General features: G+C 55.4%; 13 protein-coding genes and 7 tRNA genes. 18 read left to right on the forward strand and 2 right to left on the reverse strand.

Translation table 11 applies throughout. The features are described from left to right. The first annotated feature begins 40 nt into the window (after nt 1-40). The 8 genes from asnB to BM007_RS06810 all read left to right on the forward strand — a co-directional run bounded on the left by asnB (nt 41) and on the right by BM007_RS06810 (nt 2,627). Nucleotides 41-1,705, forward strand: coding sequence for an asparagine synthase B (asnB, locus tag BM007_RS06775; RefSeq protein WP_014069343.1), 1,665 nt, complete (start codon nt 41-43; stop codon nt 1,703-1,705). A gap of 226 nt (nt 1,706-1,931) precedes the next feature. Further along, nucleotides 1,932-2,008 (forward strand) — tRNA-Met (locus tag BM007_RS06780). Between the two features lie 8 nt (nt 2,009-2,016). Next, a tRNA-Leu gene (locus tag BM007_RS06785) sits at nt 2,017-2,101 on the forward strand. A gap of 23 nt (nt 2,102-2,124) precedes the next feature. Next, nucleotides 2,125-2,199, forward strand: a tRNA-Gln gene (locus BM007_RS06790). Nucleotides 2,200-2,231: 32 nt separating this feature from the next. Further along, a tRNA-Gln gene (locus BM007_RS06795) sits at nt 2,232-2,306 on the forward strand. A gap of 17 nt (nt 2,307-2,323) precedes the next feature. Then, nucleotides 2,324-2,400 (forward strand) — tRNA-Met (locus tag BM007_RS06800). Between the two features lie 41 nt (nt 2,401-2,441). Next, nucleotides 2,442-2,516 (forward strand) — tRNA-Gln (locus BM007_RS06805). A 36-nt stretch (nt 2,517-2,552) separates the two neighbouring features. Then, a tRNA-Gln gene (locus tag BM007_RS06810) sits at nt 2,553-2,627 on the forward strand. 106 nt (nt 2,628-2,733) lie between these two features. Here BM007_RS06810 and ubiF read toward each other — a convergent pair. Beyond that, on the reverse strand, nt 2,734-3,909 hold the full coding sequence (gene ubiF / locus BM007_RS06815; RefSeq protein ID WP_061715753.1) for a 3-demethoxyubiquinol 3-hydroxylase: 1,176 nt from the start codon (nt 3,907-3,909) through the stop codon (nt 2,734-2,736). Nucleotides 3,910-4,044: 135 nt separating this feature from the next. On the opposite strand from ubiF, the gene miaB reads away from it, so the two are divergent. The 10 genes from miaB to rihA all read left to right on the forward strand — a co-directional run bounded on the left by miaB (nt 4,045) and on the right by rihA (nt 14,271). Continuing rightward, a complete protein-coding gene (gene miaB / locus BM007_RS06820) occupies nt 4,045-5,469 on the forward strand; it encodes a tRNA (N6-isopentenyl adenosine(37)-C2)-methylthiotransferase MiaB (protein ID WP_024907023.1) in 1,425 nt (474 codons plus the stop codon). 163 nt (nt 5,470-5,632) lie between these two features. Next, nucleotides 5,633-6,679: a PhoH family protein gene (locus BM007_RS06825; protein ID WP_023310759.1), complete on the forward strand. Its 1,047-nt coding sequence runs from the start codon at nt 5,633-5,635 to the stop codon at nt 6,677-6,679. Continuing rightward, nucleotides 6,676-7,143 carry an rRNA maturation RNase YbeY gene (gene ybeY / locus BM007_RS06830; protein WP_008501052.1) on the forward strand — a complete coding sequence of 156 codons (468 nt, stop codon included), beginning with the start codon at nt 6,676-6,678 and terminating at the stop codon, nt 7,141-7,143. Before BM007_RS06825 ends, ybeY begins: the two co-directional genes overlap by 4 nt. Before the next feature lie 89 nt (nt 7,144-7,232). Further along, nucleotides 7,233-8,111: a CNNM family magnesium/cobalt transport protein CorC gene (corC, locus tag BM007_RS06835; protein ID WP_021242574.1), complete on the forward strand. Its 879-nt coding sequence runs from the start codon at nt 7,233-7,235 to the stop codon at nt 8,109-8,111. Between the two features lie 5 nt (nt 8,112-8,116). Continuing rightward, complete coding sequence (gene lnt, locus BM007_RS06840) at nt 8,117-9,655, forward strand: apolipoprotein N-acyltransferase (protein ID WP_090417799.1); 1,539 nt, start codon at nt 8,117-8,119, stop codon at nt 9,653-9,655. Nucleotides 9,656-10,008: 353 nt separating this feature from the next. Beyond that, the gene (locus tag BM007_RS06845) at nt 10,009-10,914 is read left to right on the forward strand and encodes an amino acid ABC transporter substrate-binding protein (protein ID WP_008501049.1); all 906 of its coding nucleotides are present in this window, start codon (nt 10,009-10,011) and stop codon (nt 10,912-10,914) included. A gap of 155 nt (nt 10,915-11,069) precedes the next feature. Continuing rightward, the gene (gltJ, locus tag BM007_RS06850) at nt 11,070-11,810 is read left to right on the forward strand and encodes a glutamate/aspartate ABC transporter permease GltJ (RefSeq protein ID WP_008501048.1); all 741 of its coding nucleotides are present in this window, start codon (nt 11,070-11,072) and stop codon (nt 11,808-11,810) included. Further along, the gene (gltK, locus tag BM007_RS06855) at nt 11,810-12,484 is read left to right on the forward strand and encodes a glutamate/aspartate ABC transporter permease GltK (RefSeq protein ID WP_032649550.1); all 675 of its coding nucleotides are present in this window, start codon (nt 11,810-11,812) and stop codon (nt 12,482-12,484) included. The genes gltJ and gltK overlap by 1 nt, the downstream gene beginning before the upstream one ends. After that, nucleotides 12,484-13,209: an amino acid ABC transporter ATP-binding protein gene (locus BM007_RS06860; RefSeq protein ID WP_014883001.1), complete on the forward strand. Its 726-nt coding sequence runs from the start codon at nt 12,484-12,486 to the stop codon at nt 13,207-13,209. The genes gltK and BM007_RS06860 overlap by 1 nt, the downstream gene beginning before the upstream one ends. A gap of 120 nt (nt 13,210-13,329) precedes the next feature. Next, entirely contained in the window at nt 13,330-14,271 is a 942-nt protein-coding gene (gene rihA, locus BM007_RS06865) for a pyrimidine-specific ribonucleoside hydrolase RihA (RefSeq protein WP_090417802.1), read from the forward strand. Between the two features lie 147 nt (nt 14,272-14,418). Here the strand turns inward: rihA and BM007_RS06870 are convergent, their stop codons facing one another. Further along, nucleotides 14,419-14,901 (reverse strand): zinc ribbon-containing protein, encoded by a 483-nt coding sequence (locus BM007_RS06870; RefSeq protein WP_023617134.1) that lies wholly within the window; start codon nt 14,899-14,901, stop codon nt 14,419-14,421. Between the last annotated feature and the right edge of the window lie 42 nt (nt 14,902-14,943).

Genomic DNA, 14,943 nt, shown 5'->3' on the forward strand with positions numbered 1-14,943 from the left:
CAAGCAACATTACAAAGCAACAGGGTTAACGGAGAAGGTTATGTGTTCAATTTTTGGCGTACTGGATATTAAAACTGACGCAGGCGAACTGCGTAAAAAGGCACTCGAACTGTCCCGCCTGATGCGCCATCGCGGACCGGACTGGTCAGGCGTTTACGCCAGTGACAAAGCGATTCTGGCTCACGAACGTCTGTCTATTGTTGACGTCAACGCCGGTGCACAGCCGCTGTATAACGAGAAAAAAACGCACGCGCTGGCTGTCAACGGTGAGATCTACAACCACCAGGCGCTGCGCGCCGAATACGGCGACCGCTACGCGTTCCAGACCGGTTCTGACTGTGAAGTGATCCTGGCGCTGTATCAGGAGAAAGGGCCTGAGTTCCTGGACGACCTGCAGGGTATGTTCGCCTTCGCGCTGTACGACAGCGAAAAAGACGCTTACCTGATTGGCCGCGACCATATCGGCATTATCCCGCTGTACATGGGCCACGATGAGCATGGCAACTTCTACGTTGCCTCTGAAATGAAAGCCCTGGTACCGGTCTGCCGCACTATCAAAGAGTTCCCGGCAGGCAGCTACCTGTGGAGTAAAGACGGCGAGATCCGTCAATATTATCAGCGTGACTGGTTCGATTTCGACGCGGTAAAAGACAACGTCACGGACAAAGCCGAGCTGCGTCAGGCGCTGGAAGATTCCGTGAAAAGCCACCTGATGTCAGACGTGCCTTACGGCGTGCTGCTCTCCGGCGGTCTGGACTCCTCCGTGATCTCCGCGATCACCAAGAAATTCGCGGCCCGTCGCGTGGAAGATCAGGAGCGCTCAGAAGCCTGGTGGCCACAGCTGCACTCCTTTGCCGTGGGCCTGGAAGGCGCACCTGACCTGAAAGCCGCGCAGGAAGTGGCAAACCACCTCGGCACCGTGCACCATGAAATTCACTTCACCGTGCAGGAAGGTCTGGATGCGATCCGCGATGTGATCTATCACATTGAAACCTATGACGTGACCACCATCCGCGCCTCGACCCCGATGTACCTGATGTCACGTAAGATCAAAGCGATGGGCATCAAGATGGTGCTCTCCGGTGAAGGTTCTGACGAAGTGTTTGGCGGCTACCTGTACTTCCACAAAGCGCCGAATGCCAAAGAGCTGCACGAAGAGACCGTGCGTAAACTGCAGGCGCTGCACATGTTCGACTGTGCGCGTGCCAACAAAGCGATGTCCGCCTGGGGCGTGGAAGCGCGCGTGCCGTTCCTGGATAAGAAATTCCTAGACGTGGCGATGCGCATCAACCCGCAGGACAAGATGTGCGGCAACGGCAAAATGGAAAAACATATCCTGCGTGAATGTTTTGAATCCTACCTGCCGGCGAGCGTGGCGTGGCGTCAGAAAGAGCAGTTCTCTGATGGCGTAGGTTATAGCTGGATCGACACCCTGAAAGAGGTCGCGGCGAAACAGGTTTCTGACCAACAGCTGGAAACCGCAAGCTTCCGCTTCCCGTACAACACGCCGGGTTCGAAAGAAGCATATCTCTACCGTGAAATTTTTGAAGAATTGTTCCCGGTACCGAGCGCTGCGGAGTGTGTGCCGGGTGGCCCGTCCGTCGCCTGCTCGTCTGCCAAAGCGATTGAATGGGATGAATCGTTCAAATCCATGAACGATCCGTCAGGACGTGCAGTAGGCGTTCACCAGTCAGCCTACAAATAATCGCGTATTTCATCATCAGGCCCTGCGGGGCCTGATTTTTTTTGCCCCGCTTTTGCACAGCTAAAAACGATTAATAACCAATAATTGCCGAATATTCGGTCACGCTGTTCGCAACCTAACCAAACAGTCACATTCCGGCTATTTTCGTTGAAAAAGGTGTTGACGCTGCAAGGGTCTATACGCATAATGCGCCCCGCAACGCCGATAAGGTAACGCGAAAAAAGATGGCTACGTAGCTCAGTTGGTTAGAGCACATCACTCATAATGATGGGGTCACAGGTTCGAATCCCGTCGTAGCCACCATCTTTTTTGCGGGAGTGGCGAAATTGGTAGACGCACCAGATTTAGGTTCTGGCGCCGCAAGGTGTGCGAGTTCAAGTCTCGCCTCCCGCACCATTCCCGGGTAAGCGTTGCACGGATGGGGTATCGCCAAGCGGTAAGGCACCGGTTTTTGATACCGGCATTCCCTGGTTCGAATCCAGGTACCCCAGCCATATTTCTTCGATTTTGCGGTTCTCCGCGGTATTGGGGTATCGCCAAGCGGTAAGGCACCGGTTTTTGATACCGGCATTCCCTGGTTCGAATCCAGGTACCCCAGCCATCGAAGATTGCAGTACTGGCTACGTAGCTCAGTTGGTTAGAGCACATCACTCATAATGATGGGGTCACAGGTTCGAATCCCGTCGTAGCCACCAAATTTAGATTATCGATGTTGTTCGGTAATGAAAAAAATTGTTGGGGTATCGCCAAGCGGTAAGGCACCGGATTCTGATTCCGGCATTCCGAGGTTCGAATCCTCGTACCCCAGCCAATTTAAAAAGTCGTTAAGCAGTTTGTTTAACGCAATTGGGGTGTCGCCAAGCGGTAAGGCTCTGGTTTCTGATACCAGCATTCCGGGGTTCGAATCCCTGCACCCCAGCCACTTAGTAACAAAAAAGCCCGCTCTGCGGGCTTTTTTGTTTTTGTACAGAATTGTGCGGCCTGATGCCCTCACCCTGGCCCTCTCCCACGGGGAGAGGGAAAAAAGTTTAGAGTCCGAGGGCGTACTTCAGGGCCTGACGCTTCAGACCACCGGCGCGTTCCGCTGCCATCAGGCCAATATTACGCAGAATGCGCACCGGGGCCAGGTCATTGCTGAACCCGGCATAGAACAGATCCATTCCCGACTGCATGATGAAATTGTCCGCCATACGCCGCGTCTGATAACGCTTTAGCACCTGATGGCTGGCCCAGTTTTCCGCGTGTCCGCGGGCGCTGCCCAGCACATCCAGTAAGGCATCGACGTCGCGATACCCCAGATTTACACCCTGCCCTGCCAGCGGATGAATGGTGTGAGCCGCATCGCCCACCAGCGCCAGCCCTTCACGGGCATACTGCAAAGCGTGACGGCGCGTGAGCGGGAACGCCCCTGCTGCGACCGGCGTAACGTTGCCCAGACGGCTCGGGAAGTGCAGGCGGATTTCCCGCTGCAATTGTTCCATTGAAAGCCCCTGCAGCTGGCGAATACGCGCCGGTTTGTCGTACCACACCAGTGACGCCCAGTTATCAAACAGCGGTAAAAAGGCGTGCGGGCCGTTCGGCGTAAAGTGCTGCCAGGTGCTCTCTCCCGGCGCATTCTCGCACTCGACGGTAATCAGCATGCAGGACTGCTCATACTGCCAGGCATGAACCCCGATACCCGCCATCTGTCTGACCTGCGAGTTAGCGCCGTCCGCCCCAACGACCAGCTTCACGGCCAGTTCATCGCCGCTGTCGAGCGTCAGTAGATAGCCGCTCTCGTGAGGATGCAGTGCCTTAATCGAGGCCGGAAAACGCAGCGTCACCTTCGGATGCGTCTCCAGCGCCTGCCAGAGCGCCAGCTGGAGCACGTTGTTTTCCACCATATAACCCAGGCGCGGCAGCTTCAGCTCAGCGGCATCAAACGCAACGTGGGCATTTTCCCACTCCCAGGTTTCAAGACGGCTGTAAGGATGGGCGCGCATTGCCAGCACCGCCTCCCAGACGCCCAGCCCGCGCAGCAGATCGACGGACGCCGCGCTGATCGCGGAAATGCGCACATCCGGTTTGCTGGCGGGATCGAAGGCCGGAGGTGCAGCCTGTTCAATTACCGTTACCTCAAATCCCTGCTGCGCCAGCCCCAGCGCCAGCGCGCCGCCGACCATACCGCCGCCGACAACGGCAACTTCGGTGTGTAGGAGTGTCATGGTCAATTTTCCTTATTGGAGAATCCCTTAAGTTTACCGGATTTTTGCGGTCCTGAGACACATAACCTTCATACTGGTCACAACCCCACCAAAGCATTACAATACGCGGCTTGCAATCCTGAGCTGAGCAAGTCGATGACTAAAAAACTCCATATAAAAACCTGGGGCTGTCAGATGAACGAATACGATTCATCCAAGATGGCCGATCTGCTGGATTCAACCCACGGATACCAGCTGACAGAAAATGTGAAAGAAGCGGACGTGCTGCTGCTGAACACCTGTTCGATTCGTGAAAAAGCGCAGGAAAAAGTCTTTCACGTGTTAGGCCGCTGGAAGCTTCTCAAGCGAAAAAATCCGGACCTGATCATCGGCGTGGGTGGCTGCGTTGCGTCGCAGGAAGGCAAGCTGATCCGCCAGAGAGCCCCGTATGTGGATATTGTCTTTGGTCCTCAGACTCTGCATCGCCTGCCCGAGATGATCAATCAGGTACGCGGCAACCGCAGCCCGGTCGTTGACGTCAGCTTCCCGGAAATCGAAAAGTTTGACCGTCTGCCTGAGCCGCGCGCCGATGGCCCGACCGCCTTCGTCTCCATCATGGAAGGCTGCAACAAATACTGTACTTATTGTGTGGTACCGTACACCCGTGGTGAAGAGGTCAGCCGCCCGGCAGATGACATTCTGTTTGAAATCGCACAGCTTGCCGCGCAGGGCGTTCGCGAAGTGAATCTGCTGGGCCAGAACGTTAACGCCTGGCGCGGGGAAAACTACGACGGCACCACCGGCAGCTTTGCCGAACTGCTGCGTCTGGTGGCCGCGATTGACGGTATCGACCGCATTCGCTTTACCACCAGCCATCCGATGGAATTTACCGACGACATTATTGACGTCTATCGCGATACGCCAGAGCTGGTGAGCTTCCTGCACCTGCCGATTCAGTGCGGCTCTGACCGCGTGCTGAACCTGATGGGCCGCCCGCATACGGTGCTGGAGTACAAGTCCACCATCCGCAAGCTGCGTGAAGCGCGTCCGGATATCCAGATTAGCTCCGACTTTATCGTCGGCTTCCCTGGCGAAACCGCTGATGACTTCGAGCGCACCATGAAGCTCATCGGTGAAGTGAATTTTGACGTCAGCTACAGCTTCATCTTCTCTGCGCGTCCGGGAACACCGGCGGCCGATATGGTTGACGATGTTCCGGAAGAAGAGAAGAAACAGCGTCTGTATATTCTGCAGGAGCGTATCCTTCAGCAGGCCAACGCCTGGAGCCGCCGCATGCTCGGCACCGTTCAGCGCATTCTGGTGGAAGGCACCTCACGCAAGAGCATTATGGAACTGTCCGGTCGTACCGAGAACAACCGCGTGGTGAACTTTGAAGGCACCCCGGATATGATCGGTAAATTCGTAGACGTCGAGATTGTTGAAGTGCTGACCAACTCGCTGCGCGCGAAGGTAGTCCGCACCGAGGACGAAATGGGCCTGCGCATTGCCGAGTCACCGGAATCCGTAATCTCGCGCACCCGAAAAGAAAACGATTCTGGCGTTGGGATTTACCAGCCTTAATCCTCATGGCCTGCCCTTCCGGCAGGCCTTGTATTTCCTCTCATCGTCCCCAATATCTTCCGCAACGCTTGCGCCTTTATTCTGTGGCGTGAATAATTTCGGTAATGACCGTTTTATTACGTCCTGTCGCAACGGACCGGTTAACCAATTAAAGAGGAACAGTTTGAACATAGATACGCGTGAAATTAGCCTTGAGCCAGCAGACAACGCTCGCCTGCTGAGCCTGTGCGGGCCGTTTGATGACAATATCAAACAACTGGAGCGACGTCTGGGTATCGAAATCAATCGTCGCGATAATCATTTCAAACTTACCGGACGCCCTATCTGCGTCAACGCCGCTGCGGACATTCTGCGTAGCCTGTATGTTGATACCGCCCCAATGCGCGGCGAAACGCAGGATATCGAGCCGGAACAGATCCACCTCGCCATTAAAGAGGCGCGCGTGCTTGAGCAGAGCGCGGAAAGCGTGCCGGACTACGGCAAGGCCATTAACATCAAGACCAAACGTGGCGTCATTAAGCCGCGTACGCCAAACCAGGCGCAGTACATCGCCAATATCCTCGACCACGACATCACCTTCGGGGTGGGTCCGGCGGGGACGGGTAAAACCTATCTCGCCGTTGCCGCGGCGGTCGATGCGCTGGAGCGTCAGGAAATCCGCCGTATCCTGCTGACCCGCCCTGCCGTTGAAGCGGGTGAAAAACTGGGCTTCCTGCCAGGCGATCTGAGCCAGAAGGTCGACCCGTATCTGCGTCCTTTATACGATGCGCTGTTCGAAATGCTGGGCTTTGAGAAGGTCGAGAAGCTCATTGAACGTAACGTTATCGAAGTTGCCCCGCTCGCCTACATGCGCGGCCGTACGCTAAACGATGCGTTCATCATTCTCGATGAGAGCCAGAACACCACCATTGAACAGATGAAGATGTTCCTGACGCGTATTGGCTTTAACTCGAAAGCGGTGATTACCGGCGACGTCACTCAGATTGACCTGCCGCGCAGCACTAAATCCGGTCTGCGCCACGCCATTGAGGTGCTGGCCGAGGTCGACGAAATCAGCTTCAACTTCTTCCACAGTGAAGACGTGGTACGCCACCCGGTGGTCGCGCGTATCGTTAATGCCTATGAAGCCTGGGAAGAGGCGGATCAGAAGCGTAAGGCCGAACTGGCCGCAGAACGTAAGCGCGAAGCGCAGGAGCAAGAACAGAAATGAGTCAGGTGATCCTCGATTTACAGCTGGCCTGTGAAGACAATTCCGGCATGCCAGATGAGGCACAGTTTCAGAAATGGCTGGATGCCGTTATTCCTCAGTTTCAGGAAGAATCAGAAGTTACGATTCGCCTGGTGGATGAAGCGGAAAGCCATGAGCTTAACCTGACCTATCGCGGGAAAGATAAGCCGACCAACGTGCTCTCTTTCCCGTTCGAAGCGCCGCCGGGCATCGAGATGCCGCTGCTGGGCGATCTGATCATCTGCCGTCAGGTGGTTGAGCAGGAAGCCAAAGAGCAGCAAAAGCCGCTTGAGGCCCACTGGGCGCATATGGTGGTACACGGCAGCCTGCATCTGCTCGGCTACGATCATATTGAAGACGACGAAGCGGAAGAGATGGAGTCCCTCGAGACAGAGATAATGCTTGCTCTGGGCTATGAGGATCCGTACATTGCCGAGAAAGAATAGTCCGTCACCTGACGGACTCCCCTGCCGCCACGAAAGGACATCGCGTGGCGGTAAACGTTGAACTAACAAGAGAACCCTTAACAAACGCCATGAGCGACGACAATTCACACAGTAGCGACACGACAACCAGTAAAAAGGGATTTTTCTCCCTCATTCTGAACCAGCTTTTCCACGGCGAACCGAAAAACCGTGATGAACTGCTGGAGCTGATTCGTGATTCCGGGCAGAACGACCTTATCGACGAAGATACGCGCGAAATGCTCGAAGGGGTTATGGACATCGCCGACCAGCGCGTTCGCGATATCATGATCCCCCGCTCGCAGATGATCACCCTGAAACGTAACCAGACGCTGGACGAGTGCCTCGATGTGATCATCGAATCCGCCCACTCGCGTTTCCCGGTCATCAGCGAAGACAAAGATCACATCGAAGGGATTTTGATGGCGAAAGATCTGCTGCCGTTTATGCGCAGCGATGCCGAAGCCTTCAGCATGGAAAAAGTGTTACGCCAGGCCGTGGTTGTGCCGGAAAGTAAACGTGTGGATCGGATGCTGAAAGAGTTTCGCTCTCAGCGTTACCACATGGCGATTGTTATTGATGAATTTGGTGGCGTTTCCGGTCTGGTCACGATCGAGGATATCCTTGAGCTGATCGTGGGCGAAATCGAAGACGAGTACGACGAAGAAGAAGATATCGACTTCCGTCAGCTTAGCCGCCACACCTGGACCGTGCGCGCGCTGGCCTCCATCGAAGACTTCAACGACGCCTTCGGAACCCACTTCAGCGATGAAGAGGTCGATACCATTGGCGGGCTGGTGATGCAGGCCTTTGGCCATCTCCCGGCGCGTGGAGAGACCGTTGACATCGACGGTTACCAGTTCAAAGTAGCCATGGCCGACAGCCGACGTATTATACAGGTTCACGTCAGAACGCCGGACGACTCACCGGTGCCAAAACTGGAAGATTAATGTAAATGGCATTTGCCCCATTGCTTGAACGCCAGCGCGTCCGTTTGCTGCTGGCGCTGTTACTCGGAGCCAGCGGTACGCTGGCTTTTTCTCCTTACGATATCTGGCCCGCGGCCGTTCTCTCCCTGATGGGGCTTCAGGGTCTGACCCTGAACCGTCGTCCGGTACAGGCTGCCGCTATCGGCTACTTCTGGGGGCTGGGGCTGTTTGGCTCAGGCATCAACTGGGTTTATGTCAGCATCGCCCAGTTTGGCGGTATGCCTGGCCCGGTAAACGTCTTCCTGGTGGTACTGCTCGCCGCCTATCTCTCGCTCTATACCGGTCTGTTCGCCGGCATCCTTTCTCGCCTGTGGCCCAAAACCAACTGGCTGCGCGTCGCCATTGCCGCGCCGGTGGTCTGGCAGGTAACCGAGTTCCTGCGCGGCTGGGTGCTGACCGGCTTCCCGTGGCTGCAGTTCGGCTACAGCCAGATTGACGGCCCGCTGAAAGGCCTGGCACCGGTAATGGGTGTTGAAGCTATCAACTTCCTGCTGATGGTCGTGAGCGGCCTGCTGGTATTAGCGCTGGTCACGCGCGGCTGGAAACCGCTGGCTGTGGCGCTGGTGCTGTTCGCCCTGCCCTTCCCGCTGCGCTATATCCAGTGGTTCACGCCTGAGCCCGATCGCGCCATGCGGGTTTCCATGGTGCAGGGGAATATCCCGCAGTCCATGAAGTGGGACGAAAAAGAGCTGCTGAATACGCTGAAGATCTACGCCAACGCCACCGAAGAGGTGATGGGTAAATCGCAGCTGATTATCTGGCCGGAGTCTGCCATTCCCGATCTGGAAATTAACCAGCAGCCGTTCCTCAACATGATGAACGACCTGCTGCTGGCCCGCGGCAGCACGCTTATCACCGGGATTGTCGATGCGCGTCTGAATCAGCAGAACCGCTACGACACCTACAACACCATCATTACGCTCGGCAAAGACAGCGAATACAGCTACCACTCCACTGACCGGTACAACAAGAACCACCTGGTGCCATTTGGTGAATTTGTGCCGCTGGAATCGATTCTGCGCCCGCTGGCCCCGTTCTTTGATTTGCCGATGTCCTCCTTCAGCCGCGGACCGTACGTTCAGCCTCAGCTGCACGCGCACGGCGCTGCCCTGACGCCGGCTATCTGCTACGAAATCATTCTCGGCGAGCAGGTGCGCGATAACTTCCGCCCGGATACTGACTATCTGCTGACCATCTCCAACGATGCCTGGTTTGGTAAGTCAATTGGCCCGTGGCAGCACTTCCAGATGGCACGTATGCGCTCCCTGGAGCTGGCGCGTCCGTTACTGCGCAGCACCAACAACGGCATCACCGCCGTGATTGGTCCTCAGGGTGAAATTCAGGCGATGATCCCGCAGTTTACCCGTGAGGTACTGACCGCTAACGTCACGCCAACCACGGGACTGACGCCATACGCCCGTACCGGCAACTGGTCGCTGTGGATACTGACCGTGCTGTTCGGCTTTGGCGCAGTGCTGATGAGCCTGCGTCAGCGTCGTAAATAACCTTCCCTTCTGTTGCCGGGTGGCGCTGACGCTTACCCGGTAAATCCTCCCAAACTCCCATTCTGGCACGCCTATTGCTTTGTTTATTCAGGTAAACGCAGTTTGGCTTAACGTGCAACTTTGTCGCACCAGCGTAGATCATCGGTAGCACCGAAACGGTGCAACGGGAGATATTTGCCTCTGAATGGTGCGGCGCGCTTCGCAAAAATAAACAATAACGCAGCAAAATCTTTACATTAAGCCAGACTAAATGTTAACAAGCTTGCATAACACTGCACTCGCATTGCGCGAGATATAACAACATCACAATGGGTATCAATGCGTCTCTGGCGCTGATAAAAAAGGAGTTGGGTATGCAATTACGTAAACTGGCCACAGCAATGCTGGTTATGGGAATGTCTGCTGGCGTGGTCCACGCTGAAGATGCGCCTGCAGCAGGCAGCACTCTCGACAAGATTGCCAAAAACGGCGTCATCGTGGTCGGCCACCGTGAATCATCTGTCCCGTTCTCTTACTACGACAACACGCAAAAAGTCGTGGGTTATTCACAGGATTACTCCAACGCTATCGTTGAAGCCGTGAAGAAAAAGCTGAACAAACCTGACCTGCAGGTGAAGCTGATCCCAATCACTTCACAGAACCGTATTCCACTGCTGCAAAACGGCACCTTTGATTTCGAGTGTGGCTCCACCACCAACAATCTCGAGCGTCAGAAGCAGGCTGCCTTCTCTGACACCATCTTTGTTGTAGGCACCCGCCTGCTGACGAAGAAAGGCGGCGAGATTAAAGACTTCGCTGATCTGAAAGGTAAAGCGGTTGTTGTCACCTCCGGTACCACGTCAGAAGTGCTGCTGCACAAGCTGAACGACGAGAAAAAAATGGATATGCGCATCATCAGCGCGAAAGACCATGGCGACTCCTTCCGTACCCTGGAAAGCGGTCGTGCCGTCGCGTTTATGATGGATGACGCCCTGCTGGCGGGCGAACGTGCGAAAGCGAAGAAACCTGACAACTGGGATATCGTCGGCACCGCGCAGTCGAAAGAAGCCTACGGCTGTATGCTGCGTAAAGACGATCCGCAGTTCAAAAAGCTGATCGATGACACCATCGCTCAGGTGCAGACCTCTGGCGAAGCGGAAAAATGGTTCGACAAATGGTTCAAGAACCCGATTCCACCTAAAAACCTGAACATGAATTTTGAACTGTCTGACGACATGAAAGCGCTGTTCAAATCTCCAAATGACAAGGCTCTTAACTAATTAGAACAACAGGGGCGGGATCTCCTGCCCTCTCGATTGTCGGGAAGCATGGACAGACTATACGTTGAGTGGTCGTTCCCCACTCAGCGCGAAAAATGAGCTTCTCACCAATCTTCGAGGGTAGCGCTGCTACCCTTTTTTTTCTGGAGTTTATTATGTCAATCGACTGGAACTGGGGCATATTTCTGCAACAAGCCCCGTTCGGCAACACCACCTATCTTGGCTGGCTGTGGAGCGGCTTTCAGGTCACCGTGGCATTATCGATAACGGCGTGGATCATCGCGTTTCTTGTCGGTTCTTTGTTCGGTATTCTGCGCACCGTCCCTAACCGTTTTCTTTCAACACTCGGCACCCTGTATGTGGAACTGTTCCGTAACGTTCCGCTGATCGTGCAATTCTTTACCTGGTATCTGGTTATCCCGGAACTGCTTCCGGAAAATATTGGCATGTGGTTCAAGTCGGAACTGGATCCGAACGTACAGTTCTTTGTCTCCTCCATGATGTGTCTGGGGCTGTTTACCGCTGCGCGCGTTTGCGAGCAGGTGCGTGCCGCCATTCAGTCATTGCCCCGTGGACAAAAAAATGCGGGTCTGGCGATGGGGTTAACCCTGCCACAGACCTACCGCTACGTGCTGCTGCCTAACGCCTACCGCGTCATCGTTCCGCCGATGACCTCCGAGATGATGAACCTGGTGAAAAACTCGGCCATCGCCTCGACCATTGGCCTGGTCGATATGGCTGCACAGGCGGGCAAGCTGCTGGATTACTCCGCTCACGCGTGGGAATCCTTCACCGCGATCACGCTCGCCTATGTTCTGATAAACGCTTTCATCATGCTGGTGATGAACCTGGTTGAACGCAAAATTCGCCTGCCGGGCAACATGGGGGGCAAATAATGTACGAATTTGACTGGAGTTCTATCGTTCCATCCATGCCTTACCTGCTTGATGGCCTGATGATTACCTTAAAAATCACCGTCATTGCCATCATCGTCGGTATCGTCTGGGGCACTCTGCTGGCCGTTATGCGACTGTCGAGCTTTAAGCCGCTCGCCTGGTTCGCGACCGCTTACGTTAACGTATTCCGCTCCATCCCGCTGGTGATGGTGCTGCTGTGGTTTTACCTGATCGTGCCCGGCTTCCTGCAGAACGTGCTGGGGCTGTCGCCGAAAACCGATATCCGTCTGATCTCGGCGATGGTAGCGTTCTCGATGTTTGAAGCCGCTTACTATTCAGAGATTATCCGAGCGGGCATTCAGAGTATCTCCCGCGGACAGTCCAGCGCCGCGCTGGCGCTGGGGATGACGCACTGGCAGTCCATGCAGCTCATTATTCTGCCGCAGGCGTTTCGCGCCATGGTTCCGCTCCTGCTGACCCAGGGTATCGTGCTGTTCCAGGATACCTCGCTGGTCTACGTTCTGAGCCTGGCAGACTTCTTCCGTACCGCGTCAACCATCGGTGAGCGTGATGGTACGCAGGTTGAGATGGTGCTCTTCGCGGGTGCGGTCTATTTTGTGATTAGTTTAAGCGCGTCGCTGTTGGTCAGCTGGCTGAAGAAAAGGACGGTATAATGATTTCCCTGAAAAATGTTTCTAAATGGTATGGGCACTTTCAGGTGCTGACCGACTGCTCCACCGAAGTGAAAAAAGGCGACGTGGTGGTAGTGTGCGGGCCGTCAGGTTCCGGTAAATCGACGCTGATCAAAACCGTCAACGGACTGGAGCCAGTGCAGCAGGGTGAGATCGTCGTCAACGGTACTAAAGTCAACGACAAGAAAACCAACCTCGCCCAGCTTCGCTCTCACGTTGGCATGGTATTCCAGCATTTTGAGCTGTTCCCTCACCTCTCTATTATTGAGAACCTGACGCTGGCGCAGGTAAAAGTGCTTAAGCGTGATAAAAAAGCGTCGCGCGAGAAAGGTCTGAAGCTCCTGGAACGCGTTGGGCTTTCTGCGCATGCCGATAAGTTCCCGGCACAGCTTTCTGGCGGCCAACAGCAGCGTGTGGCGATCGCCCGCGCGCTGTGCATGGATCCGGTGGCCATGCTGTTTGATGAGCCCACGTCGGCGCTCGATCCAGAGATGATCAACGAAGTGCTGGACGTGATGGTCGAGTTGGCGCACGAAGGAATGACGATGATGGTGGTGACCCACGAAATGGGCTTTGCCCGTAAAGTGGCAAACCGCGTGATCTTTATGGACGAAGGGAAAATTGTCGAAGACTCGCCGAAAGAAGAGTTCTTCGCTAACCCGAAATCCGAGCGTGCGAAAGATTTCCTCGCGAAAATCCTGCACTAATCTTCCCGGTGCGCAATCTGCGGATTGCGCACTGCTTCACGCTTTCACTCACTTCCTCTCGTCGGCGTCACATTGCAGCGTTAACCTTGTCACAAAATAACGCTACGTATGGAGAACGCTATGGCACAGCCTATTATTCTCGATTGCGATCCGGGTCATGATGACGCGATCGCGCTCGTCCTTGCACTTGCCTCCCCTGAACTCGACGTCAAAGCCGTCACCTCTTCTGCCGGAAACCAGACGCCGGATAAAACCCTGCGTAACGTTTTACGTATGCTGACGTTGCTCAAGCGCACCGATATTCCCGTCGCTGGTGGAGCCCTCAAGCCCCTGATGCGTGAATTAATTATCGCGGATAACGTGCATGGTGAAAGCGGGCTGGACGGTCCGGCGCTGCCGGAGCCGGGCTTTACGCCGCAAAACTGCACCGCCGTGGAGCTGATGGCGAAGGTGCTGCGCGAGAGCGCGGAACCCGTGACGCTGGTGGCTACCGGGCCGCAAACCAACGTCGCGCTGCTGCTGAACAGCTACCCTGAACTGCACAGCAAAATAGCCCGTATCGTCATCATGGGCGGGGCCATGGGGCTGGGTAACTGGACCCCTGCGGCGGAGTTCAACATTTTTGTCGACCCGGAAGCAGCTGAGATTGTCTTCCAGTCCGGCTTACCGATTGTAATGGCGGGACTGGACGTTACCCATCGCGCGCAGATTATGGCGGACGATATTGAGCGCTTCCGTTCCGTTGGTAATCCGGTCGCGACAACCGTGGCCGAGCTGCTCGACTTCTTTATGGAGTATCACAAAGCCGAGAAGTGGGGCTTCCACGGCGCGCCCCTGCACGACCCGTGCACCATTGCCTGGCTGTTAAAGCCTGAGATATTCACCACGGTTGACCGCTGGGTTGGCGTGGAAACGCAGGGAAAATACACCCAGGGAATGACGGTGGTGGATTATTACTCGCTGACGGGGAATAAGCCGAATACTACCGTGATGGTGGACATCGACAGGGAGGCGTTTGTGGATTTGCTGGCGGAAAGACTGGCTTACTATAGTGCGGCCTGATGCCCTCACCCCGGCCCTCTCCCACGGGGAGAGGGAGCACACACTAAAAACGGCAACCATGTTGCCGTTTTGCTTTTACCTTGTGCGGCCTGATGCCCTCACCCCGACCCTCTCCCATGGGGAGAGGGAGCAAACCTGCGCTTTTACCTAGGGCTCAAACGGACGACGCTGGAACTGATCGTGGCCGCATTTTGGGCACAGCGACAGAACCTCCGGCGTATACACCGCAATATGGTGGTGGCAATTCTCGCACACCAGATTTCCCAGCCCGACTACCTCACCACTGTGATAGACACCATGGTGGTTCAAATCCTGAAAGACCTCGCGCCACTCCAGCTGCGTTTTATCCGTAATATCGGCCAGCTCCTGCCACAGGCTCTCTTTGATCACCCGCATGAAAACGCTGTCCGTGACCTCCTCCTGGCTCTCCTGGTAGCTGCGCGCGAACTCTTCCAGATCGCGACGCACGGCGCGCGTCACCTCTTCCACTTCGGTTCGCGTTAACTCACCCGTTTGCGACACGCGGGCACGCGCCTGCTCCACCAGCGCATCGATATCGCGCTCGCCGTTACGCAGTCGTTCCGTCAGTGTCGCCACCAGTTCGCGGTAAAATTGAGCAACCTTGTTCATCATTTTGCCTCCCGGGTAAGTAACTATTTCTAATAATAGACC

This window comes from Enterobacter sp. NFIX59, from assembly GCF_900113755.1.
Lineage (GTDB): Bacteria > Pseudomonadota > Gammaproteobacteria > Enterobacterales > Enterobacteriaceae > Enterobacter > Enterobacter pseudoroggenkampii.